The 20905-nt window shown below is 66.8% G+C and carries 25 protein-coding genes; 22 read left to right on the forward strand and 3 right to left on the reverse strand.

Annotated features, from left to right (window positions below; genetic code table 11):
* Positions 1–3 precede the first annotated feature (3 nt).
* From IEY89_RS14425 to truA, 17 genes are all read left to right on the forward strand, one after another.
* Positions 4–189, forward strand: coding sequence for a type Z 30S ribosomal protein S14 (locus IEY89_RS14425; protein ID WP_003948630.1), 186 nt, complete (start codon positions 4–6; stop codon positions 187–189).
* 219 nt (positions 190–408) lie between these two features.
* On the forward strand, positions 409–807 hold the full coding sequence (gene rpsH / locus IEY89_RS14430) for a 30S ribosomal protein S8 (protein ID WP_055614920.1): 399 nt from the start codon (positions 409–411) through the stop codon (positions 805–807).
* Between the two features lie 21 nt (positions 808–828).
* Complete coding sequence (gene rplF / locus IEY89_RS14435; RefSeq protein ID WP_189147783.1) at positions 829–1368, forward strand: 50S ribosomal protein L6; 540 nt, start codon at positions 829–831, stop codon at positions 1366–1368.
* A 3-nt stretch (positions 1369–1371) separates the two neighbouring features.
* Positions 1372–1758 carry a 50S ribosomal protein L18 gene (gene rplR, locus IEY89_RS14440; protein ID WP_053746342.1) on the forward strand — a complete coding sequence of 129 codons (387 nt, stop codon included), beginning with the start codon at positions 1372–1374 and terminating at the stop codon, positions 1756–1758.
* A 71-nt stretch (positions 1759–1829) separates the two neighbouring features.
* The gene (gene rpsE / locus IEY89_RS14445; protein WP_006376045.1) at positions 1830–2435 is read left to right on the forward strand and encodes a 30S ribosomal protein S5; all 606 of its coding nucleotides are present in this window, start codon (positions 1830–1832) and stop codon (positions 2433–2435) included.
* Positions 2435–2617: a 50S ribosomal protein L30 gene (rpmD, locus tag IEY89_RS14450; protein ID WP_006376032.1), complete on the forward strand. Its 183-nt coding sequence runs from the start codon at positions 2435–2437 to the stop codon at positions 2615–2617. The genes rpsE and rpmD overlap by 1 nt, the downstream gene beginning before the upstream one ends.
* Positions 2618–2619: 2 nt before the next feature.
* On the forward strand, positions 2620–3075 hold the full coding sequence (gene rplO / locus IEY89_RS14455; RefSeq protein ID WP_067437940.1) for a 50S ribosomal protein L15: 456 nt from the start codon (positions 2620–2622) through the stop codon (positions 3073–3075).
* A 243-nt stretch (positions 3076–3318) separates the two neighbouring features.
* On the forward strand, positions 3319–4638 hold the full coding sequence (gene secY / locus IEY89_RS14460; protein ID WP_189147949.1) for a preprotein translocase subunit SecY: 1320 nt from the start codon (positions 3319–3321) through the stop codon (positions 4636–4638).
* Entirely contained in the window at positions 4638–5300 is a 663-nt protein-coding gene (locus IEY89_RS14465; RefSeq protein WP_189147784.1) for an adenylate kinase, read from the forward strand. Before secY ends, IEY89_RS14465 begins: the two co-directional genes overlap by 1 nt.
* Before the next feature lie 198 nt (positions 5301–5498).
* A complete protein-coding gene (map, locus tag IEY89_RS14470) occupies positions 5499–6335 on the forward strand; it encodes a type I methionyl aminopeptidase (protein ID WP_189147785.1) in 837 nt (278 codons plus the stop codon).
* 919 nt (positions 6336–7254) lie between these two features.
* Complete coding sequence (gene infA / locus IEY89_RS14475; RefSeq protein ID WP_003948620.1) at positions 7255–7476, forward strand: translation initiation factor IF-1; 222 nt, start codon at positions 7255–7257, stop codon at positions 7474–7476.
* Between the two features lie 60 nt (positions 7477–7536).
* Positions 7537–7650, forward strand: coding sequence for a 50S ribosomal protein L36 (gene rpmJ, locus IEY89_RS14480; protein WP_003998809.1), 114 nt, complete (start codon positions 7537–7539; stop codon positions 7648–7650).
* Positions 7651–7869: 219 nt separating this feature from the next.
* Positions 7870–8250, forward strand: a complete 381-nt coding sequence (gene rpsM, locus IEY89_RS14485) for a 30S ribosomal protein S13 (RefSeq protein WP_006376031.1) — start codon at positions 7870–7872, stop codon at positions 8248–8250.
* A gap of 69 nt (positions 8251–8319) precedes the next feature.
* A complete protein-coding gene (gene rpsK, locus IEY89_RS14490) occupies positions 8320–8724 on the forward strand; it encodes a 30S ribosomal protein S11 (RefSeq protein ID WP_003956432.1) in 405 nt (134 codons plus the stop codon).
* A gap of 234 nt (positions 8725–8958) precedes the next feature.
* Entirely contained in the window at positions 8959–9981 is a 1023-nt protein-coding gene (locus IEY89_RS14495) for a DNA-directed RNA polymerase subunit alpha (protein WP_189147786.1), read from the forward strand.
* A gap of 178 nt (positions 9982–10159) precedes the next feature.
* The gene (gene rplQ / locus IEY89_RS14500; RefSeq protein ID WP_189147787.1) at positions 10160–10693 is read left to right on the forward strand and encodes a 50S ribosomal protein L17; all 534 of its coding nucleotides are present in this window, start codon (positions 10160–10162) and stop codon (positions 10691–10693) included.
* Between the two features lie 160 nt (positions 10694–10853).
* On the forward strand, positions 10854–11711 hold the full coding sequence (gene truA, locus IEY89_RS14505; RefSeq protein ID WP_189147788.1) for a tRNA pseudouridine(38-40) synthase TruA: 858 nt from the start codon (positions 10854–10856) through the stop codon (positions 11709–11711).
* Between the two features lie 85 nt (positions 11712–11796).
* Here the strand turns inward: truA and IEY89_RS14510 are convergent, their stop codons facing one another.
* Positions 11797–12711 (reverse strand): hypothetical protein, encoded by a 915-nt coding sequence (locus IEY89_RS14510; protein ID WP_189147789.1) that lies wholly within the window; start codon positions 12709–12711, stop codon positions 11797–11799.
* Between the two features lie 430 nt (positions 12712–13141).
* Between IEY89_RS14510 and rplM the strand changes: the two genes are divergently transcribed.
* The 3 genes from rplM (at position 13142) to glmM (ending at position 15827) form a co-directional block, all read left to right on the forward strand.
* Positions 13142–13585, forward strand: a complete 444-nt coding sequence (gene rplM / locus IEY89_RS14515; protein WP_006376008.1) for a 50S ribosomal protein L13 — start codon at positions 13142–13144, stop codon at positions 13583–13585.
* Between the two features lie 42 nt (positions 13586–13627).
* Positions 13628–14167 carry a 30S ribosomal protein S9 gene (gene rpsI, locus IEY89_RS14520; RefSeq protein WP_189147790.1) on the forward strand — a complete coding sequence of 180 codons (540 nt, stop codon included), beginning with the start codon at positions 13628–13630 and terminating at the stop codon, positions 14165–14167.
* A 301-nt stretch (positions 14168–14468) separates the two neighbouring features.
* Positions 14469–15827, forward strand: coding sequence for a phosphoglucosamine mutase (gene glmM, locus IEY89_RS14525; RefSeq protein WP_189147791.1), 1359 nt, complete (start codon positions 14469–14471; stop codon positions 15825–15827).
* A gap of 136 nt (positions 15828–15963) precedes the next feature.
* Here the strand turns inward: glmM and IEY89_RS14530 are convergent, their stop codons facing one another.
* On the reverse strand, positions 15964–16902 hold the full coding sequence (locus IEY89_RS14530; protein ID WP_189147792.1) for a DUF389 domain-containing protein: 939 nt from the start codon (positions 16900–16902) through the stop codon (positions 15964–15966).
* A 45-nt stretch (positions 16903–16947) separates the two neighbouring features.
* A complete protein-coding gene (coaA, locus tag IEY89_RS14535) occupies positions 16948–17916 on the reverse strand; it encodes a type I pantothenate kinase (RefSeq protein WP_373287243.1) in 969 nt (322 codons plus the stop codon).
* A gap of 222 nt (positions 17917–18138) precedes the next feature.
* Here coaA and IEY89_RS14540 point away from each other — a divergent pair, with 222 nt between their 5' ends.
* Both IEY89_RS14540 and glmS read left to right on the forward strand, forming a co-directional pair.
* A complete protein-coding gene (locus IEY89_RS14540; RefSeq protein WP_189147794.1) occupies positions 18139–18918 on the forward strand; it encodes a sensor domain-containing protein in 780 nt (259 codons plus the stop codon).
* 125 nt (positions 18919–19043) lie between these two features.
* Positions 19044–20891 (forward strand): glutamine--fructose-6-phosphate transaminase (isomerizing), encoded by a 1848-nt coding sequence (glmS, locus tag IEY89_RS14545; RefSeq protein WP_189147795.1) that lies wholly within the window; start codon positions 19044–19046, stop codon positions 20889–20891.
* Positions 20892–20905 lie beyond the last annotated feature (14 nt).

Consider the following 20905-nt stretch of genomic DNA (forward strand, 5'->3'; position numbering starts at 1 on the left):
GAGATGGCGAAGAAGGCTCTGATTGCCAAGGCTGCTCGTAAGCCCAAGTTCGGCGTACGTGGCTACACGCGCTGCCAGCGCTGTGGCCGTCCGCACTCCGTGTACCGCAAGTTCGGCCTGTGCCGCGTGTGCCTTCGTGAGATGGCTCACCGTGGCGAGCTGCCGGGCGTGACCAAGAGCTCCTGGTAATCCCTCTTTTTAGGGATTCCCGAAGCTCTCGGTAAGCAATGGGCGTGTCAGGCGCCCACCCTTTCATGGCTTAGGCTTGGAGGGTTGGGCGCCTGATTGCCGCCCGTACGACTTACTACGCCGTAGGTCCCCCGCACCGCACCCGTCCCGCCACTGAGTGAGTGGGGAGAGGGATGGCGCATCCAGGAAACCCCGGCGAGAGAGGCCGAAGGCCAATTCATGACCATGACTGATCCGATCGCGGACATGCTGACTCGTCTGCGTAACGCGAACTCGGCGTACCACGACGATGTCGCGATGCCGCACAGCAAGATCAAGTCGCACATCGCGGAGATCCTCCAGCAGGAGGGCTTCATCACCGGCTGGAAGGTCGAGGACGCCGAAGTCGGCAAGAAGCTCGTCCTCGAGCTGAAGTTCGGCCCGAACCGTGAGCGCTCCATCGCGGGCATCAAGCGGATTTCGAAGCCTGGTCTGCGTGTGTACGCGAAGTCCACCTCCCTGCCCAAGGTGCTCGGTGGCCTCGGCGTGGCGATCATCTCCACGTCGCACGGTCTCCTCACCGACAAGCAGGCCGGCAAGAAGGGCGTAGGCGGAGAAGTCCTCGCCTACGTCTGGTAGAAGGGAACGGAGGAAACAGCTATGTCGCGTATTGGCAAGCTCCCCATCACGGTTCCCGCCGGCGTGGACGTCACCATCGACGGCCGTACGGTTTCGGTGAAGGGCCCCAAGGGCTCTCTCTCCCACACCGTCGCTGCGCCGATCGACATCGCCAAGGGTGAGGACGGCGTTCTCAACGTCACCCGCCCCAACGACGAGCGTCAGAACAAGGCCCTGCACGGCCTGTCCCGCACGCTGGTGGCGAACATGATCACCGGCGTGACCACGGGTTACGTGAAGAAGCTCGAGATCAGCGGTGTCGGTTACCGCGTGGCGGCGAAGGGCTCGAACCTCGAGTTCGCGCTCGGCTACAGCCACCCGATCACCGTCGAAGCGCCCGAGGGCATCAGCTTCAAGGTCGAGAACCCGACGCGGTTCTCGGTCGAGGGCATCGACAAGCAGAAGGTCGGCGAGGTTGCGGCCAACATCCGCAAGCTGCGCAAGCCCGACCCGTACAAGGCCAAGGGTGTCAAGTACGAGGGCGAAGTCATCCGCCGCAAGGTCGGAAAGGCGGGTAAGTAAGCCATGGCATACGGTACGAAGATCGCTAAGGGCGACGCTTACAAGCGTGCTGCCATCAAGCGGCGTCACATCCGGATCCGTAAGAAGGTCAACGGAACGGCTGAGCGTCCCCGCCTGGTTGTCACCCGCTCGAACCGCCACATCGTGGCCCAGGTGATCGACGACATCCAGGGTCACACCCTGGCGTCGGCGTCGACCCTGGACGCTTCGATCCGCGGTAACGAGGGCGAAGACAAGTCGGCGCAGGCAGGCAAGGTCGGCGCACTCGTCGCCGAGCGTGCCAAGGCCGCAGGTGTCGAGGCCGTCGTGTTCGACCGTGGTGGCAGCCGGTACGCCGGGCGTATCGCCGCCCTGGCCGACGCCGCCCGCGAAGCCGGGCTCAAGTTCTGAGCCGCCCGTCGCGCTCGCGACTTAACCGTCGCAGCGCAGCGTAGCTAGCGGAAAAAGAGAGAGGTAATCCAATGGCTGGACCCCAGCGCCGCGGAAGCGGTGCCGGTGGCGGCGAGCGGCGGGACCGGAAGGGCCGTGACGGCGGCGCTGCTGCCGCCGAGAAGACCGCGTACGTTGAGCGCGTTGTCGCGATCAACCGCGTCGCCAAGGTTGTGAAGGGTGGTCGTCGCTTCAGCTTCACTGCGCTCGTCGTAGTGGGCGATGGCGATGGCACCGTCGGTGTCGGTTACGGCAAGGCCAAGGAGGTGCCGGCCGCGATCGCCAAGGGTGTTGAAGAGGCCAAGAAGCACTTCTTCAAGGTCCCCCGTATCCAGGGCACCATCCCGCACCCGATCACGGGCGAGAAGGCCGCGGGCGTCGTCCTGCTCAAGCCTGCTTCCCCCGGTACCGGCGTTATCGCCGGTGGCCCGGTGCGTGCTGTCCTCGAGTGCGCCGGCGTTCACGACATCCTGTCGAAGTCGCTCGGCTCGTCCAACGCGATCAACATCGTGCACGCGACCGTGGCGGCCCTCAAGGGCCTGCAGCGTCCCGAGGAGATCGCGGCTCGCCGTGGTCTGCCCCTCGAGGACGTCGCCCCCGCGGCTCTGCTCCGTGCGCGTGCGGGAGCGGGTGCGTAATGGCTCGCCTCAAGGTCACGCAGACGAAGTCGTACATCGGCAGCAAGCAGAACCACCGTGACACCCTGCGGTCCCTTGGTCTCAAGGGGATCAACACCGTGGTCGTCAAGGAGGACCGCCCCGAGTTCCGCGGAATGGTTCACACCGTCCGCCACCTCGTGACGGTTGAGGAGGTCGACTGATCATGGCGGAGAACAACCCGCTCAAGATCCACAACCTCCGTCCTGCCCCGGGCGCCAAGACCGCCAAGACCCGTGTGGGTCGTGGTGAGGCGTCGAAGGGTAAGACGGCTGGACGTGGTACCAAGGGCACGAAGGCTCGTTACCAGGTTCCGGAGCGCTTCGAGGGTGGCCAGATGCCCCTCCACATGCGTCTCCCGAAGCTCAAGGGCTTCAAGAACCCGTTCAAGACCGAGTACCAGGTCGTGAACCTCGACAAGCTGGGCGCGCTGTACCCGGAGGGTGGCGAGGTCACCGTCGAGGGTCTCGTCGCCAAGGGTGCCGTTCGCAAGAACAGCCTCGTCAAGGTCCTCGGCCAGGGCGAGATCTCCGTGGCGCTGCAGGTGACGGTCGACGCCGTCTCCGGCTCCGCCAAGGAGAAGATCACCGCCGCCGGCGGTACCGTCACCGAGCTGCTCTGAACACCACAGGCGTCTCGATGACTTGAGCGATCCCTGCCGGGGATACCCCACAAATGGGGTATCCCCGGTTGGTCGTTCCTAGGAAGCATGGTCGCCGGTAAGGTGGCCAGCACTGTCAAGTTGAGTCCGTTGTGTTCGCGAGGAACTCCGGACGCCTCTTGGCTGTTAGTTATCTGTCAACGTATTCGTCGAACCTCAAAACCGTCACCTCTACGCAGTAGCGCGGGGGTCGCAGGAGGCACCGTGCTCACCGCGTTCGCCCGGGCGTTCAAGACGCCCGACCTGCGCAAGAAGCTGCTCTTCACGCTCGGCATCATCGTGGTCTATCGGGTGGGTACGCACATCCCGATCCCAGGTGTCGACTATCAGAACGTCCAGACGTGTATCGACGCCGTCTCGAAGGATGGAAGCCAGGGCCTGTTCGGTCTGGTGAACATGTTCAGCGGCGGGGCGCTGCTGCAGATCACGATCTTCGCGCTGGGCATCATGCCGTACATCACGGCGAGCATCATCCTGCAGCTGCTGACGGTGGTGATCCCGCGTCTGGAAGCCCTCAAGAAGGAGGGCCAGGCGGGCACAGCGAAGATCACGCAGTACACCCGTTACCTGACAGTGGCGCTCGCCATCCTCCAGGGCACCGGTCTCGTCGCCACCGCGCGCAGCGGTGCGCTCTTCAGCGGCTGCACGGTCGCGAGCGAGATCGTCCCGGACCAGTCGATCTTCGTGACCGTCACCATGGTCGTCACCATGACCGCCGGTACGGCCGTCGTCATGTGGCTCGGTGAGCTCATCACCGACCGTGGTATCGGCAACGGCATGTCCATCCTGATGTTCATCTCCATCGCCGCGACCTTCCCGTCGGCGCTGTGGGCCATCAAGACCCAGGGTGACCTGGCGGACGGCTGGATCGAGTTCGGCACGGTCATCGCCGTCGGCCTCGTCATGGTCGCGCTGGTGGTCTTCGTCGAGCAGGCGCAGCGCCGGATCCCGGTCCAGTACGCGAAGCGCATGATCGGCCGCCGGTCCTACGGCGGCACGTCGACGTACATCCCGCTCAAGGTCAACCAGGCCGGCATCATCCCTGTGATCTTTGCCTCGTCGCTGCTCTACATCCCCGCGCTGGTCGCGCAGTTCTCCGGGGGCACGTCCGGCTGGAAGACGTGGATCGAGGCGAACCTGACCAAGGGTGACCACCCGATTTACATCACCACGTACTTCTTGCTGATCGTTTTCTTCGCGTTCTTCTACGTCGCCATCTCCTTCAACCCCGAAGAAGTAGCCGACAACATGAAGAAGTATGGTGGCTTCATCCCGGGCATCCGGGCTGGCCGGCCCACTGCTGAGTACCTGAGTTACGTACTCAACCGGATCACCTGGCCGGGTTCGCTGTACCTGGGTCTGATCGCTCTCGTACCGACGATGGCGTTGGTAGGTTTCGGGGCAAACCAGAACTTCCCGTTCGGCGGGACCAGCATCCTCATCATCGTGGGTGTCGGTCTTGAGACCGTGAAGCAGATTGAGAGCCAGCTCCAGCAGCGCAATTACGAAGGGTTCCTCCGCTGATGCGAATCGTCCTCGTCGGGCCGCCTGGTGCCGGGAAGGGAACGCAGGCCGCGTTCCTCGCCAAGAACCTGTCGATCCCGCACATCTCCACGGGCGACCTCTTCCGGGCCAACATCAGCAAGCAGACGGAACTCGGGAAACTCGCGAAGTCCTACATGGACGCGGGCAACCTGGTGCCGGACGAGGTCACGATCGCGATGGCCAAGGACCGCATGGAGCAGTCCGACGCGGTGAACGGCTTTCTGCTGGACGGCTTCCCGCGGAACGTCTCGCAGGCCGAGGCGCTGGACGAGATGCTGAAGGCCGAGTCCATGAAGCTGGACGCGGTCCTCGACCTGGAGGTCCCCGAGGACGAGGTGGTCAAGCGCATCGCCGGCCGCCGCATCTGCCGTAACGACTCGGCGCACGTCTTCCACGTCACGTACCAGGCGCCGAAGGCCGAGGGTGTCTGTGACACCTGCGGCGGCGAGCTGTACCAGCGGGACGACGACTCCGAGGAGACGGTCCGCAAGCGGCTGGAGGTCTACCACACCCAGACCGAGCCGATCATCGACTACTACAAGGCCCAGGGCCTCGTGGTGACGATCTCGGCGCTGGGCAAGGTGGAGGACGTCACAGGCAAGGCGATGGCCGCGCTGAAGGGTGACGGCGAGGGCGAGTAGTCCTTTGGTCAGTGCCTTAGTGCCTTAGTGCCTTAGTGCCTAGGTGCTTGGTGGTTGGTGCTTGTCAGTACGTAGGACAGCCGCGGTTTCCTCTCAGGGGACCGCGGCTGCTGCGTGGGGGCGGGTCGCCGTATCGTTGGCTTGTTGTGTGTTCGTTCGGTTCCCAGACTGATCGGTTCAGGAAAGGCCGTAGTTCCCATGGTGCAGATCAAGACCCCCGAGCAGATCGCCAAGATGCGCGAGGCGGGGCTTGTCGTCGCCGCCATCCACGCGGCCACTCGTGAGGCGGCCGTGCCGGGCGCCAGTACGAAGGATCTGGACGAGGTCGCGCGGAAGGTGCTCGCGGAGCACAACGCGAAGCCGAACTTCCTGGGGTACGGCGGGTTCCCGGCGACGATCTGCACCTCCGTCAACGAGGTCGTCGTCCACGGCATCCCGTCCGACGAGGTCGTGCTGAAGGACGGGGACATCATCTCCATCGACTGCGGCGCGATCATCGACGGCTGGCACGGGGACGCGGCGTACACGGCGTTCGTGGGGTCGGGGCACGCTCCGGAGCTGATCGAGCTGTCGCGGGTGACGGAGGAGTCGATGTGGGCGGGGATCGCCGCGATGAAGCTGGGGAACCGGCTGGTCGACATCTCGCGTGCGATCGAGACGTACATCCGTCGTCAGCCCAGGGCGGGGGGCGGGCGGTACGGGATCATCGAGGACTACGGCGGGCATGGCATCGGGACCGAGATGCACATGGACCCGCATCTGCTGAACTACGTCGAGCGCAAGCGGGGGAAGGGGCCGAAGCTGGTCCCCGGCTTCTGTCTCGCCATCGAGCCGATGGTGTCGCTGGGCACGCCGAGGACCGAGGTTCTTGCGGACGACTGGACGGTCATCACGACGGACGGGACGTGGTCGTCGCACTGGGAGCATTCGGTGGCGTTGACTGAGGCGGGGCCGTTGGTGCTGACGTCTCCCGACGGGGGGAAGGCGAAGTTGGCGGAGCTTGGGGTGACTGCGGCGCCGGATCCGCTGGCGTAGGGCTTTCCTCGCCCCCGCCGCCCCTACCCGTCCCATCCCCAGGGGCTCCGCCCCTTCGACCCCACCAGGGGGCGCTGCCCCCTGGCCCCCGGCGGGGACTGTGTCCCCTGCACCCCGCTTGGGGCGGCGGAGTCTGCATTCTGGCGGGGGCTGCGTACTCTGCACCTCGTTTGGTGCTCTGTCTTGGGGCGTTGGTGGCTTCACCCTGCTTGGGGCTCCGCCCTTCCCCCGGGTGGTGTCCGGCCCGAGCCTTCGCCTCCGGCCCCTGGCGGGAACCGTGCTGTCCCTGGTGCTCGGCGGGAGGCTGCGTCCCCTGTGCCCTGCCTGGGGCTGCGTCTCTGGGGCGTCTGCGGCTTCACCTCTCCTTGGGGCTGTGCCCTTTCCCCCGGTGGTGTCCGGCCTGGGGCTTTGCCTCTGGGTGCTGGTGGGAGCTGTGGACCTGCGCCCCCTGGTGGCCGGTGGGGACTTGCTTCCCCTGTATCCCGCCTGGGGTTGTTTCCCTGAGCCGTGGCGCCCGGCCTGGGGCTTTGCTTGTTGGAGGTCGGTGGGAGCTGTTGTCCTGCGACCCCACAACAGGGCGCTGGCCACTGGCTTCCGGCGGGTGCTGGGTTTTCTGGCGTTGGGGCTCCGGGGTGCGTGTCCTGCGTCCTCGGCCGGGGTTCCGGTTGCTCGTGTCGGGCCTGGGGTTCGGCAGGGAGTGTGTCTGCCCTGTGCCTTGTGTCCGCTGTAGTCCGCTTCGGGGCCTGTGGGGGGCCGGGCGGGTTAAGGATCACGGCTGCGGGGCATCCTTCCTCGATTCGTCTTTCCGGGTGTGCTGACGTAGACTGACTCGTCGGCTCTCGTGCACCCGCATGTCCGCATGCGCCCCTTAGGGGGACGCAAGGGAGTCGATCAAGGTAGTCGATTCGAAGGGCGAAGCGTGGCCAAGAAGCAAGGTGCCATCGAGATCGAGGGCACTGTCGTCGAGTCTCTTCCGAACGCAATGTTCAAGGTTGAGCTCCAGAACGGCCACCAGGTCCTGGCACACATCAGCGGCAAGATGCGGATGCACTACATCCGTATCCTCCCTGACGACCGGGTCGTGGTGGAGCTGTCTCCGTACGACCTGACGCGTGGCCGCATCGTCTACCGATACAAGTAGATCTTGCCCACGTCCCGTGCAAGCGGGGCCGCAGGCAACTGACCCGGAGAACCTCACCCCATGAAGGTCAAGCCGAGCGTCAAGAAGATCTGCGACAAGTGCAGGGTGATCCGCCGTCATGGTCGGGTCATGGTCATCTGCGAGAACCCGCGGCACAAGCAGCGCCAGGGCTGACGCACGACCCACCTTCTGCACCCGCAGAAATTCGCGCGACGCGAGCAGCAGTACATGTTCATACGCAGGGCCCAGGTCCGAAGTTCGGTGGTCGCGGTTCGACCGTCGTTCAGTGGAGCTGATACCCCCGGTCGGAGGCCGGGGACCCAGTTCGTACCTCATACGGCGGCTGGGAAACGGCTTTGTGGAAGACCTCCGAACGACAACTGGAGCCATTGAATGGCACGCGTTTCCGGTGTTGACATCCCGCGTGAAAAGCGTGTGGAGGTCGCCCTCACCTATGTGTTCGGCATCGGCCGGACCCTTTCCCAGCTGACGCTGGCGGAGACGGGCATCGACCCGAACACCCGTGTTCGGGACCTCTCCGAGGAGCAGCTCGTCGCGATCCGCGAGTACGTGGACGCCAACATCAAGACCGAGGGTGACCTCCGTCGCGAGATCCAGGGCGACATTCGCCGGAAGATCGAGATCGGCTGCTACCAGGGTATTCGCCACCGCCGTGGCCTGCCCGTCCACGGTCAGCGCACCAGCACGAACGCTCGTACCCGCAAGGGCCCGCGTCGCGCCATCGCCGGCAAGAAGAAGCCGGGCAAGAAGTAGTCCTCAGCGGACAACGCTTCATCAGCGGTCTTCGCTGTAGGACCGACCACCTCCCCGTAGGAGTAGTAGATGCCCCCCAAGGGTCGTCAGGGCGCTGCCAAGAAGGTGCGCCGCAAGGAAAAGAAGAACGTCGCTCACGGGCACGCTCACATCAAGAGCACGTTCAACAACACGATCGTCTCGATCACCGACCCCTCGGGCAACGTGATCTCCTGGGCCTCCGCCGGCCACGTCGGCTTCAAGGGCTCGCGCAAGTCCACCCCCTTCGCCGCGCAGATGGCCGCCGAGTCGGCTGCCCGTCGCGCGCAGGAGCACGGCATGCGCAAGGTTGACGTCTTCGTCAAGGGCCCGGGCTCGGGTCGTGAGACGGCCATCCGTTCGCTTCAGGCGACCGGTCTTGAGGTCGGCTCCATCCAGGACGTCACCCCCACCCCGCACAACGGTTGCCGTCCGCCCAAGCGCCGTCGCGTCTGACGCACCGGTTCAGGGTGGCTCGGCTGCTTTCGGCTGGGGGTGTGGGGGTTAGCCCCCACATGGCGGAGCACGGTTGCCGTCCGCCCAAGCGCCGTCGCGTCTGATCTGACGTTCGGCTGTCGTTTGGCGGTTTGAGGTTTCGGGCGGTATGGCTCCTTGGAGCTGTATCGCCCGTACCCTTGTCTTACTAGTCGGGCATCAAATAGCGGGTGTCCATGACTGAAGGATCTCCACATGCTGATCGCTCAGCGTCCCTCGTTGACCGAAGAGGTCGTCGACGAGTTCCGCTCCCGGTTCGTCATCGAGCCGCTGGAGCCGGGATTCGGCTACACCCTCGGTAACTCCCTCCGCCGGACTCTTCTGTCCTCGATTCCGGGTGCGGCTGTCACCAGCATCCGTGTCGACGGCGTTCTGCACGAGTTCACCACCGTGCCGGGCGTCAAGGAAGACGTCACGGACCTCATCCTCAACATCAAGCGGCTGGTCGTCAGCAGCGAGCATGATGAGCCGGTCGTGATGTACCTGCGCAAGCAGGGCCCGGGCATCGTCACCGCCGCCGACATCGCGCCGCCGGCCGGTGTCGAGGTGCACAACCCCGACCTCGTCCTCGCCACGCTCAACGGCAAGGGCAAGCTGGAGATCGAGCTGACCGTCGAGCGCGGTCGCGGCTATGTCTCGGCTGTGCAGAACAAGCAGGTGGGGCAGGAGATCGGGCGTATTCCGGTCGACTCGATCTACTCGCCGGTTCTGAAGGTCACGTACAAGGTCGAGGCCACGCGTGTCGAGCAGCGCACCGACTTCGACAAGCTGATCGTCGACGTCGAGACCAAGCAGGCCATGCGTCCCCGTGACGCGATGGCGTCGGCCGGTAAGACGCTCGTGGAGCTGTTCGGGCTCGCCCGTGAGCTCAACGTCGACGCCGAGGGCATCGACATGGGTCCGTCCCCGACGGATGCCGCGCTGGCCGCCGATCTCGCGCTGCCGATCGAGGAGCTGGAGCTCACCGTCCGGTCGTACAACTGCCTGAAGCGGGAGGGCATCCACTCCGTGGGTGAGCTCGTGGCCCGCTCCGAGGCGGACCTGCTGGACATCCGCAACTTCGGTGCGAAGTCGATCGACGAGGTCAAGGCTAAACTCGCGGGGATGGGTCTTGCGCTCAAGGACTCGCCTCCCGGGTTCGACCCGACCGCCGCGGCTGATGCCTTTGGCGCCGACGACGACGTGGACGCGGGCTTTGTGGAGACCGAGCAGTACTGAGAGCTCGGTACTCACGATCTGATTTTGGGTGCGGGTGCGCTGTGCTTGCGCAGTTCCCCGCGCCCCTTCCGAGCCTCGCTCCTTCGGGGCTTAGCTCGGATCTTCGACGGGCATCCGCCCGCTCGGATACTGACTTCGGTACCTGATACGGCCGGGGCAGACAACAAGGAGAAAGATCATGCCGAAGCCCGCCAAGGGTGCCCGTCTGGGCGGCAGTGCCGCGCACGAGAAGCTGCTTCTCGCGAACCTCGCGAAGTCGCTCTTCGAGCACGGCAAGATCACGACCACCGAGGCGAAGGCGCGCCGGCTCCGTCCGTACGCCGAGCGTCTGGTCACCAAGGCGAAGAAGGGCGACCTTCACAACCGCCGTCAGGTGCTCCAGGTCATCACGGACAAGAGCATCGTGCACACGCTCTTCACCGAGATCGGCCCGCGCTACGAGAACCGCCCGGGTGGTTACACCCGTATCACCAAGATCGGTAACCGTCGTGGCGACAACGCGCCCATGGCTGTCATCGAGCTGGTGGAGGCCCTGACCGTGGCCCAGCAGGCCACCGGTGAGGCCGAGGCGGCGACCAAGCGTGCCGTCAAGGAAGACACCCTCAAGAAGGACGAGGCCGTCGAGGCCAAGTCCGACGAGGTCGTCGAGGACGCGGCTCCGGCCGCGGACGAGACCACCAAGGCTCCCGCCGAGGAGTCCAAGGACGCGTAAGCGTTCTGCCGGGGACTGTTCGTTGGCGGCTGCGGCTTCGTCGTGGTTGTTCGCGCCCACGCGGCGGTAGCCGCAAATCGACACAGCCCCGCGCCCCTAAAGGCGGGTCCGTTCCTTTCGAGGGGCGGGCCCGCTTTTGTGTTGTTGAGAGGATCTCCGTGTGAGCGATGACGTAGCGCCCGGGTTCGTACGGGTGCGGCTGGACCTTTCCTATGACGGCACCGCGTTCTCCGGGTGGGCCAAGCAGGCCGGTGGCCGCAGGACCGTACAGGGGGAGATCGAGGACGCCCTGCGGACGGTGACCCGGTCCGGGGAGACCATGTACGAGCTGACCGTGGCCGGGCGTACCGATGCCGGGGTGCATGCGCGGGGGCAGGTCGCCCATGTCGATCTGCCGGTGGAGTTGTGGGGCGAGCACCAGGAGAAGCTGCTCAAGCGGCTTGCCGGGCGGCTCGGCAAAGACGTGCGGGTGTGGAGTGCGGTGGAGGCGCCGGCCGGGTTCAACGCGCGGTTCGCCGCCCTGTGGCGGCGTTATGTGTACCGGGTCGGTGATCGGGTCGGTGGTGTGGATCCGTTGCTGCGCAATCATGTGCTGTGGCACGACTGGGAGTTGGACGTCGTCGCCATGGACGCTGCGGCCAAGTCGCTTGTCGGAGAACATGACTTCGCCGCGTACGCGAAGAAGCGCGAGGGGGCGTCGACGGTCCGGGAGATCCTCGGCTTCGGGGTACGCCGGCGGCTGGACGGCATCGTCGAGATCGAGGTCCGCGCCGACGCCTTCTGCCACAACCAGGTGCGGTCCATGGTCGGCGCGCTGCTGTTCGTGGGCGATGGGCACCGGGGGGTGGAGTGGCCGCGGCGGGTGCTGGACGCGCGGGTGCGTGACAGCGCCGTCCACGTCGTACGGCCGTACGGGCTGACCCTGGAGGAGGTCGCCTATCCGGCGGACGACCAGCTCGCCGGGCGGCAGCTGCTGGCTCGGCGGGTGCGGGGCGAAGTGCACCGAGAAGTGCGCTGAGCGTGCTGAGACGTGCATGACGTGAGATGGCCGACGATCAGGGATCGTCGGCCATCGAGAGCGGGAGGGGGGCTCCCGGGGTGCACTACTGGCTGGCTGCTGAAGCCTGGGCCTCGCCGCGGCGTCTGATCTGGCGGAAGGCGAACTCGCCCAGGTCGTCGCCCGTGGTGAAGACCGCCGTGCTCTTCGTCGTCACGTTCTTGCCGTCGGTGAAGCCGGCGATCGTGAAGTAGGCGTAGCGGCCGTAGGAGTTGGTCGTCGAGCGGCAGATCGCCGCGCGGCAGAAGGTCGGGACGCCGCCGCCGGACAGGGACTCGACGATGCTCTTCTTGTCCGCCGTGGCCTTGACCTTCGTGGCCTGCGCCTCGGTGTCGAAGACGGCCACGCCGACCGTCACCGCGATGCCGTCCTTGCTGTACGTGACGCGCAGGAAGCGCGTGCACCTGTTGTCCGTGAGGATCTTCGGAAGGGTGTTCTTCGCGGCCGACGCGCAGTTCGTGGTGTCGGCGGTCGGACCCTTCTTGTAGAGGCGCTCGCCCATCGTCAGCTGCGTACCGGGGAAGAGGATGTCCGGGTTCAGCGGCGCCGTGTCCTTCTTCGCACTGGATATGAAGTCCTTCGGATCCAGCGGCGGCGGCGCGCTCGTCGGCGCGAACGACGGCACCGTCGAGGCGGTGTCGCTGGGGATGTCCGCGGTGGCGGGCAGGCCGGAGGTCGGTCTGTTGGATGCCTGGCTGTCGCCGTCCGCGTTGACCACGGCCATGGCGACGGCCGTGCCCACGCCGACGGTGGCCACCGCGGCCCCGACGATCAGCAGGAGTCTGCGGCGTCTGTTACGGGTCTCGGACGCCTCGGCGAGCGCCGCCCAGTCGGGGGCCTGGCCGCCGACCTGGCCGCCCCACGGCTGCTGCGGGGCCCGGCCGCTCTGGTCGTCCCACGGTTGTTGCGGGGAATTCGGTTTCCAGGGATCCCACTGAGGTCCCCCCTGCCCAAAGCTCATGCGCGCATCTTAGACGCCGTGAACCCCTGTGCCGATGCGTCTCAGGGCCTTCTCCTGGGCCACAGGGGCAACGTCGTCGGGGTTCTGTCGGGGTTCGGTCGGGGTTGAGGAGGGTTTCTCACACACCGGCCCGTACTGTCCCTTGCGGCGGTCGTTGGGCGGTTCCACACGTGGCCGTCCGCTTGCGTTCGCCCGGTGCCCGCCGGGCTCGTTTTGACCCGTCCGGGGCAGCGCGGGTAGCCTGGGCGTTCGTTATGCGTATCGGCTTGGTCGCTCTCACGCGAGAGGCCCTTACGTAGGTTCCCTGGAGCAGTTTCCAGTGGGCGGCATACGGGCAGCAGCGTTCCCGGCATTGTCGTCCCCAGCTGCACGATCGCTTCAGTGATGCCATGTGTCAGGACCCATCCACTGAAGAAGCGAAGGCTACGAAGTGCGTACGTTCAGCCCTAAGCCCGGCGACATCACTCGCCAGTGGTACGTCATCGACGCCCAGGATGTCGTCCTGGGCCGTCTGGCCACCACTGCCGCGAACATTCTGCGCGGCAAGCACAAGCCGATTTACGCGCCCCACGTCGACGCTGGTGACTTCGTCATCATCATCAACGCCGACAAGGTGCACCTCTCCGGCAACAAGAAGACCCAGAAGATGGCGTACCGCCACTCCGGCTACCCGGGTGGTCTGCGCTCCGTCCGTTACGACGAGCTTCTGGCGAAGAACCCCGAGAAGGCCGTCGAGAAGGCCATCAAGGGCATGATCCCCAAGAACACCCTGGGCCGTCAGTGCCTGTCGAAGCTGAAGGTCTACTCGGGCGACCAGCACCCCCACGCTGCCCAGCAGCCGGTGCCGTTCGAGATCACCCAGGTCGCGCAGTAGTTCCGGCCACCCCCTAAGACGTAGAGAATTCTGAGGAGAATCGTGGCCGAGACCACTGTCGAGCAGCCGCTCGACGAGACTGCCGACGTCGAGTTCGAGAACGCCGACGTCGAGAGCTACACCACCGAGTCCGAGGCGCCCGTAGTCGAGGGCGAGTACACCTCGGAGGCGCTGGACGGCCGCTTCGGCGACCCGCAGCCGGCCGCCGGCCTGGGCCGTCGCAAGAACGCCATCGCCCGCGTCCGGATCGTCCCGGGCACCGGCAAGTGGAAGATCAACGGTCGCACCCTTGAGGACTACTTCCCCAACAAGGTGCACCAGCAGGAAGTCAACGAGCCCTTCAAGGTGCTCGAGCTCGAAGGCCGCTACGACGTTGTCGCCCGTATCTCGGGTGGCGGTGTCTCCGGTCAGGCCGGCGCCCTGCGCCTCGGCGTGGCCCGCGCGCTGAACGAGGCCGACGTGGACAACAACCGTGGCGCCCTCAAGAAGGCCGGCTTCCTCCGTCGCGACGACCGTGCGGTCGAGCGCAAGAAGGCCGGTCTCAAGAAGGCCCGCAAGGCCCCGCAGTACAGCAAGCGTTAATCGCTCCGCTGTTCTCGGACGTTTCACACGTCTCGTACGCATCGCCCCGGCGGCACTTTCCGTGCCGTCGGGGCGGTTCGTTTACAGGGGACGTTACTTTTCAGAGGCTCATGGCTACCTATCACAGGCCTGCGGCACAGGATCGGGGAACGCTCCCGACAGCCTGGAAACAGGCACAGGGGATATACGTAGCCAGGTCCGGCATGGACACTCGGTCCAATGAGCCGCACGACACACAGGCCCCTCAGCGCATGAGCCGTATGTACTGTGCGCACATTCCCAGCATCTTCGGAGGACACCAGTGGGACGACTCTTCGGCACGGACGGCGTGCGCGGTGTCGCCAACGTGGACCTGACGGCCGAGCTGGCTCTCGGCCTGTCCGTCGCGGCGGCCCATGTACTCGCCGAGGCGGGTTCGTTCGAGGGCCACCGGCCGGTCGCCGTGGTCGGACGGGACCCACGTGCGTCGGGGGAGTTCCTGGAGGCCGCCGTGGTCGCGGGCCTCGCCAGCGCGGGCGTCGACGTCCTGCTGGTCGGCGTGCTGCCGACTCCGGCGGTGGCGTACCTCACCGCCGAACTGGAAGCCGACCTCGGCGTGATGCTCTCGGCCAGCCACAACGCCATGCCGGACAACGGCGTCAAGTTCCTGGCCCGCGGCGGCCACAAACTCGACGACGAGCTGGAGGAGCGGATCGAGGCGGTGTACGAGGAGCACCGCACCGGCGCTCCCTGGGACCGTCCGACGGGCGGCGGCGTGGGCCGGGTGCGGTCGTACGACGAGGGCTTCGAGCGGTACGTCACCCATCTCGTCGGGGTGCTTCCGAACCGACTGGACGGTCTGAAGGTCGTACTGGACGAGGCGCACGGCGCTGCCAGCCTGGTCTCGCCCGAGGCGTTCACCCGGGCCGGCGCCGAGATCGTCACCATCGGCGCGGAGCCGGACGGCCTCAACATCAACGACGGCTGCGGCTCCACCCACCTCGGCAAGCTCCAGGCCGCCGTTCTCGAACACGGCGCCGATCTCGGCATCGCCCACGACGGTGACGCCGACCGCTGCCTCGCCGTCGACCACACCGGCGCGGAGGTGGACGGCGACCAGATCATGGCCGTACTCGCGCTGGCGATGCGGGAGCGTGGCGTACTGCGCGCCGATACCGTTGTCGCGACGGTGATGTCGAACCTGGGCTTCAAGCTGGCGATGGAGCGGGAAGGGCTGTCGATCATCCAGACGGGGGTCGGGGACCGGTATGTGCTGGAGGAGATGAAGGAGCACGGGTACGCGCTGGGCGGTGAGCAGTCCGGGCACGTGATCATCTCGGATCACGCGACCACCGGTGACGGGACGCTGACCGGGTTGCTGCTGGCGGCTCGGGTCGCGCAGACCGGTCGTACGCTGAAGGATCTGGCGGCGGTGATGGAGCGGTTGCCGCAGGTGCTGGTGAATGTGCCGGACGTCGATCGGGCCCGGGTGGGTTCTTCGGCTGAGCTGGCGGCTGCGGTGGCCGAGGCCGAGCGGGAACTCGGGGCTACGGGGCGGGTGTTGTTGCGGCCTTCCGGGACCGAGCCGTTGGTTCGGGTGATGGTCGAGGCGGCGGATATTGATCAGGCTCGGTCTGTGGCTGGGCGGTTGGCGGATGTGGTGAAGTCGGCGTTGGGGTAGTTCGGGGTGCCGGGTTCGGGGCGGGGGTTCTCTGCGTGGCGGGCTGCCTGTCCGTTGTGGCTTGTCGCGCCCACGCGGCGGAGCCGCAAATGTCAGAGCCCCGCGCCCCTTATAGGGGCGCGTCTGCTTGCGCCTCTTAGGAAGCTCGGCTTGATTTTCTTTGGGTGCTCCACAGCCATTTCTGGGCCAGCAGGGTGAGGGTCGCGGCCAGGGCGATGCCCAGGAGGTTCAGGAGGAGTTGGACCGTGGAGCCCCAGGTCTGGCCCATGTCGCCGTAGCTCAGTGCCACGGCGGCGTTGGCCGCGGCCGGGATCGTGGTCACGGAGATGGCCACGCCTACCAGGGCGCCGGACTTCGCGGAGGTCAGGGAGAGCGTGCCGGCGATGCCGGCGAGGGCCGCGACGACGAACGAGAACCAGTCGGGGGCGTAGACGAAGCCGGTGTTGGGGCGGTCCGCCTCCAGTTTCTCCTCGGTGAACAGGCCCACGGCGTCCATGAAGTAGCTGAAGCCGACCGTCACCGCCATCGCCGCCGCGAAGCCCACCAGCAGGGCGATCAGGGAGCGGGCCGCCAGTCTCGGGCGGCGTTGGACGAGGGCTGTACTCAGGCCGGCCAGGGGGCCGAACTCCGGGCCCACCGCCATCGCGCCCACGATCAGGATGGCGTTGTCGAGGACCACGCCGCAGGCCGCGAGCATCGTGGCGAGCGTGATGAAGGCGACGTACGTGATCGACAGCGTCGACTCCTCGTGCGTCGCGTCCGTGAGGTGCTCCCACAGGACCGCGTCCGCACTCTCGCCGGGCGCGTCCTTCTCCGCCTTGTCGGCGCGCTTGGAGAGCGACAGGTCGATGTTCTCGACGGCGATCGAACCGGTGGTGTCGAGGTCCAACTCCCGCAGACCGGCGATGAGTTCGTCGCCCGCCTCCCGGGCCACGTCACACATCACGACGTCCCCGGCGGGGTTGCGGGCAGCGCCGGGGAGGACGACGAGGTGGGCGGTGCCGATCGTCTTCTCGATCAGGCGGACCACGTCGTCGGTTCTGTCGGTCGGGGTGATGAGGCGTAGGTGGAGCATGGGGGCAGGGTAACCGGGCCGTGTGCGGTGACGGTTGTGGCGGGGTTACAGCTTGCGCAGGCTGAGGCGTTGCACCTTGTGGTCCGGGCCCTTGCGGATGATGAGGGTGGCGCGGCCCCGGGTGGGGGCCACGTTCTCCAGGAGGTTCACCTTGTTGATGGTGCGCCAGGTGGTGCGGGCGTAGTCAAGGGCCTCCTCCTCCGACACCTGTGTGTACTTGCGGAAGTACGAGGACGGGTTCTGGAACGCCGTCTCGCGCAGCCGGTGGAAGCGGTTGAGGTACCAGCGCTCGATGTCCTCGGGGCGGGCGTCGACGTACACGCTGAAGTCGAAGTAGTCGGCGAGACCGACGCGGGTGCGGCCGTCGTTGCCGGGGAGGGCGGGCTGGAGGACGTTCAGGCCCTCGACGATCAGGATGTCGGGGCGGCGGACCGTGAGCCTCTTGTCGGGGACGATGTCGTAGATGAGGTGGGAGTAGACCGGGGCCGTGACCTCGTCCTTTCCCGCCTTGATGTCCGCCACGAAGCGGGTCAGGGCCCGGCGGTCGTACGACTCGGGGAAGCCCTTGCGTGACATCAGGCCACGGGACGTCAGCTCCTCGGTGGGGAGCAGGAAGCCGTCTGTGGTCACCAGTTCTACGCGTGGGTGTTCGGGCCAGCGGGAGAGCAGGGCCTGGAGGAGACGGGCGACGGTCGATTTGCCCACCGCGACCGAGCCCGCGACCCCTATGACGAAGGGCGTGCCGGTCTGGGCGCCCTGTTCGCCCAGGAAGGTGTTCAGGGCTCCTCTCAGCCCGTGTGTGGCGCCCACGTAGAGGTTGAGGAGGCGGGAGAGCGGGAGGTAGATGTCCCGCACCTCGTCGAGGTCGATGACGTCGCCCAGGCCGCGCAGCTTCTCCACCTCCTCGGCGTTGAGGGGGAGGGGCGTCTTGTCGCGCAGGGCGCTCCACTCGGCGCGGGTGAGGTCGACGTAGGGAGTCGCCTCCGGCCGCTGCCGGTGGGCGCTCCGGGGCATCGAGGAGACCGGAGAGATCACAGTCCATTGTTACGGGAGTGTGGACGGGGTGGGGGGTGGGGCGGGGTGGGGTGCGTCACGCCGGGTGTGGCGCGGTATGTCACGTCACGACTGGGTGTCGAATGCGAGTTCGAGGATTTTCCTGTGGGGTCCCTACGTAAAGTGCGTGCGAAACAGTTATTGCGAAGATCCAAAGAGCCCGAAGAGAAAGAGCTTTCCCCCTTGAGGAACACCGTCGTTCGCCGTACCGCACTCACCGCCTCCGTCGCCGCGCTCGCCCTTCTCGGCACCGCCTGCGGCAGCTCCCCCGAACCCGCCGCCGACGCCGTCGGCGGAGGAGGCGACAAGGCCGGCGAGAGCACGACCGCCGCCAAGGCGCTCACCGCCGCCGAGCTGGGGAAGGCCGCTCTCGTGCAGGCGGACGTCAAGAGCGGGACCCTCAACGAGAAGGTGCCGGCGAAGGACGACATCGCGCAGGACAAGGTGTCGTCGGCAGACGCGGCGTGCGCGCCGCTGGCGTACCTCCAGTCCGCCACCTACGTCGGCAAGCCGGCGGCCGTGGTCAAGCGGACCTGGAAGGGTGACGCGGAGAAGCCCGCCGCCGGGGCGAGCGATGAGGAGCAGTTCCTCGCCGCCCTCGACCTTGAGCAGGCCGTCATCACGCTGGCCTCGTACGAGGACGGCGGCGCCGAGCAGGCGATGAAGGACCTCGACACGGCCGTCGGCAAGTGCGCCGGAGGGTTTTCCTACACCGTGACCGGCACGAAGAACGACACCGTGAGGGTCACCACCACCACGGCGCCCGAGGGGGCCGACGAGGCGCTCGCGCTGACGGTGAGTGTGGACACCGGCGAGTTGAAGGCGCCGATGAAGTCCGTCGTCGTCCGCAAGGGCGCCACCCTCGTCTACATCCCCACCGTCAACTTCGCCGCGGCCTCCACCGGCAAGGACTTCCCCTTCCCCACGGAGCTCGTTGACGCGCAGCTGGCCAAGCTCGGCTGAGCAGCTCACTTTCGGGCTCAGGCTCGGCCCGTTCCCGTCGGGGGCTTCGTGCCACCGGCAGGAATTCCCGATATCGGGCACGCGGTGCCCGGATGCGGCGCGTCTTCGATCGTAGGCTGCGCAGCATGTGCGGAATCGTGGGTTACGTGGGGTCGCAGTCGGCTCTCGATGTCGTGATGGCCGGGCTGAAGAGGCTGGAGTACCGGGGGTACGACTCGGCCGGTGTGGCTGTGCTGGCCGATGGCGGGCTGGCCGGTGCCAAGAAGGCCGGGAAGCTCGTCAGCCTGGAGAAGGAACTCGTCGAACGGCCGCTGCCGGCCGGCGGTACGGGCATCGGGCACACCCGGTGGGCCACCCACGGCGGGCCGACCGACGCCAACGCCCATCCACACCTCGACAACGCGGGGCGCGTGGCCGTCGTCCACAACGGGATCATCGAGAACTTCGCCTGTCTGCGGGCGGAGTTGGCCGAGCGCGGGCATGAACTGGCCTCCGAGACCGACACCGAGGTCGTCGCCCATCTGCTCGCCGAGGCGTTCTCCTCCTGCGCCGACCTGGCCGAGGCCATGCGGCTCGTGTGCCGACGGCTGGAGGGTGCGTTCACGCTGGCCGCGGTGCATGCCGACGAGCCCGATGTAGTGGTCGGGGCGCGGCGGAACTCGCCCCTCGTGGTGGGCGTCGGGGAGAGCGAGGCCTTTCTCGCCTCCGACATCGCCGCGTTCATCGCCCACACGCGGTCGGCGATCGAGCTGGGTCAGGACCAGGTGGTCGAGCTGCGCCGGGACGGGGTCACGGTGACGGGCTTCGACGGCAGTCCGGGGGAGGCACGGTCGTACCACGTCGACTGGGATGTGTCGGCCGCGGAAAAGGGGGGCTACGACTACTTCATGCTCAAGGAGATCGCCGAGCAGCCCAAGGCCGTCGCCGACACCCTGCTGGGCCGTATCGACCCGGCCGGGTCACTGACGCTCGACGAGGTGCGGATTCCCGCGGGTGCGCTGCGGGAGGTCGAGAAGGTGGTCGTCGTCGCCTGCGGTACGGCCTTCCACGCCGGGTTGATCGCCAAGTACGCCATCGAGCACTGGACGCGCATTCCGTGCGAGGTGGAGCTGGCGAGCGAGTTCCGGTACCGGGATCCCATTCTCGACGCGCGGACCCTGGTCATCGCCATCTCCCAGTCCGGCGAGACCATGGACACCCTGATGGCGCTGCGGCACGCCCGTGAGCAGGGTGCCAAGGTGCTGGCGGTCTGCAACACCAACGGCTCGACGATCCCGCGCGAGTCGGACGCGGTGCTGTACACGCACGCGGGGCCCGAGGTCGCGGTCGCCTCGACGAAGGCTTTCCTCACGCAGTTGGTGGCCTGCTATCTGGTCGCCCTCTATCTGGGGCAGGTGCGCGGCACCAAGTGGGGTGACGAGATCCGGGCCGTCGTGCGGGACCTGGCGGACATCTCCGGTGCGGTCGAGCGGGTGCTGGAGACCATGGAACCCGTGCGTGAGCTGGCACGTTCGCTCGCGGACAAGAACACGGTGCTGTTCCTGGGGCGGCACGTCGGATATCCGGTGGCGCTGGAGGGCGCGCTCAAGCTGAAGGAGCTCGCGTACATGCACGCCGAGGGCTTCGCGGCGGGCGAGTTGAAGCACGGTCCCATCGCGTTGATCGAGGAGGACGTGCCGGTCGTCGTGGTCGTGCCTTCGCCGCGTGGACGGTCCGTTCTCCACGACAAGATCGTGTCCAACATCCAGGAGATCAGGGCCCGGGGTGCGCGGACCATCGTCATCGCGGAGGAGGGGGACGAGACGGTGGTGCCGTACGCGGACCACCTGATCCGCATTCCGGCCACACCGACTCTGCTCCAACCGCTCGTCGCCACGGTGCCGTTGCAGGTCTTCGCCTGTGAGCTGGCGACCGCTCGGGGTAACGAGGTGGACCAGCCCCGGAACCTGGCGAAGTCGGTGACGGTGGAGTAGGCAGGGGAGTAGTT

Source organism: Streptomyces lacrimifluminis (assembly GCF_014646095.1).
GTDB classification, from domain to species: Bacteria; Actinomycetota; Actinomycetes; order Streptomycetales; family Streptomycetaceae; genus Streptomyces; species Streptomyces lacrimifluminis.

What these genes read in the sequence shown, in the direction of transcription:
- IEY89_RS14425 (WP_003948630.1), top strand. Translation starts at nt 4, where the DNA reads ATGGCGAAGAAGGCTCTGATTGCCAAGGCTGCTCGTAAGCCCAAGTTC.
- rpsH (WP_055614920.1), top strand. Translation starts at nt 409, where the DNA reads ATGACCATGACTGATCCGATCGCGGACATGCTGACTCGTCTGCGTAAC.
- rplF (WP_189147783.1), top strand. Translation starts at nt 829, where the DNA reads ATGTCGCGTATTGGCAAGCTCCCCATCACGGTTCCCGCCGGCGTGGAC.
- rplR (WP_053746342.1), top strand. Translation starts at nt 1,372, where the DNA reads ATGGCATACGGTACGAAGATCGCTAAGGGCGACGCTTACAAGCGTGCT.
- rpsE (WP_006376045.1), top strand. Translation starts at nt 1,830, where the DNA reads ATGGCTGGACCCCAGCGCCGCGGAAGCGGTGCCGGTGGCGGCGAGCGG.
- rpmD (WP_006376032.1), top strand. Translation starts at nt 2,435, where the DNA reads ATGGCTCGCCTCAAGGTCACGCAGACGAAGTCGTACATCGGCAGCAAG.
- rplO (WP_067437940.1), top strand. Translation starts at nt 2,620, where the DNA reads ATGGCGGAGAACAACCCGCTCAAGATCCACAACCTCCGTCCTGCCCCG.
- IEY89_RS14465 (WP_189147784.1), top strand. Translation starts at nt 4,638, where the DNA reads ATGCGAATCGTCCTCGTCGGGCCGCCTGGTGCCGGGAAGGGAACGCAG.
- map (WP_189147785.1), top strand. Translation starts at nt 5,499, where the DNA reads ATGGTGCAGATCAAGACCCCCGAGCAGATCGCCAAGATGCGCGAGGCG.
- rpmJ (WP_003998809.1), top strand. Translation starts at nt 7,537, where the DNA reads ATGAAGGTCAAGCCGAGCGTCAAGAAGATCTGCGACAAGTGCAGGGTG.
- rpsM (WP_006376031.1), top strand. Translation starts at nt 7,870, where the DNA reads ATGGCACGCGTTTCCGGTGTTGACATCCCGCGTGAAAAGCGTGTGGAG.
- rpsK (WP_003956432.1), top strand. Translation starts at nt 8,320, where the DNA reads ATGCCCCCCAAGGGTCGTCAGGGCGCTGCCAAGAAGGTGCGCCGCAAG.
- IEY89_RS14495 (WP_189147786.1), top strand. Translation starts at nt 8,959, where the DNA reads ATGCTGATCGCTCAGCGTCCCTCGTTGACCGAAGAGGTCGTCGACGAG.
- rplQ (WP_189147787.1), top strand. Translation starts at nt 10,160, where the DNA reads ATGCCGAAGCCCGCCAAGGGTGCCCGTCTGGGCGGCAGTGCCGCGCAC.
- IEY89_RS14510 (WP_189147789.1), bottom strand. Translation starts at nt 12,711, where the DNA reads ATGAGCTTTGGGCAGGGGGGACCTCAGTGGGATCCCTGGAAACCGAAT.
- IEY89_RS14530 (WP_189147792.1), bottom strand. Translation starts at nt 16,902, where the DNA reads ATGCTCCACCTACGCCTCATCACCCCGACCGACAGAACCGACGACGTG.
- coaA (WP_373287243.1), bottom strand. Translation starts at nt 17,916, where the DNA reads ATGCCCCGGAGCGCCCACCGGCAGCGGCCGGAGGCGACTCCCTACGTC.
- glmS (WP_189147795.1), top strand. Translation starts at nt 19,044, where the DNA reads ATGTGCGGAATCGTGGGTTACGTGGGGTCGCAGTCGGCTCTCGATGTC.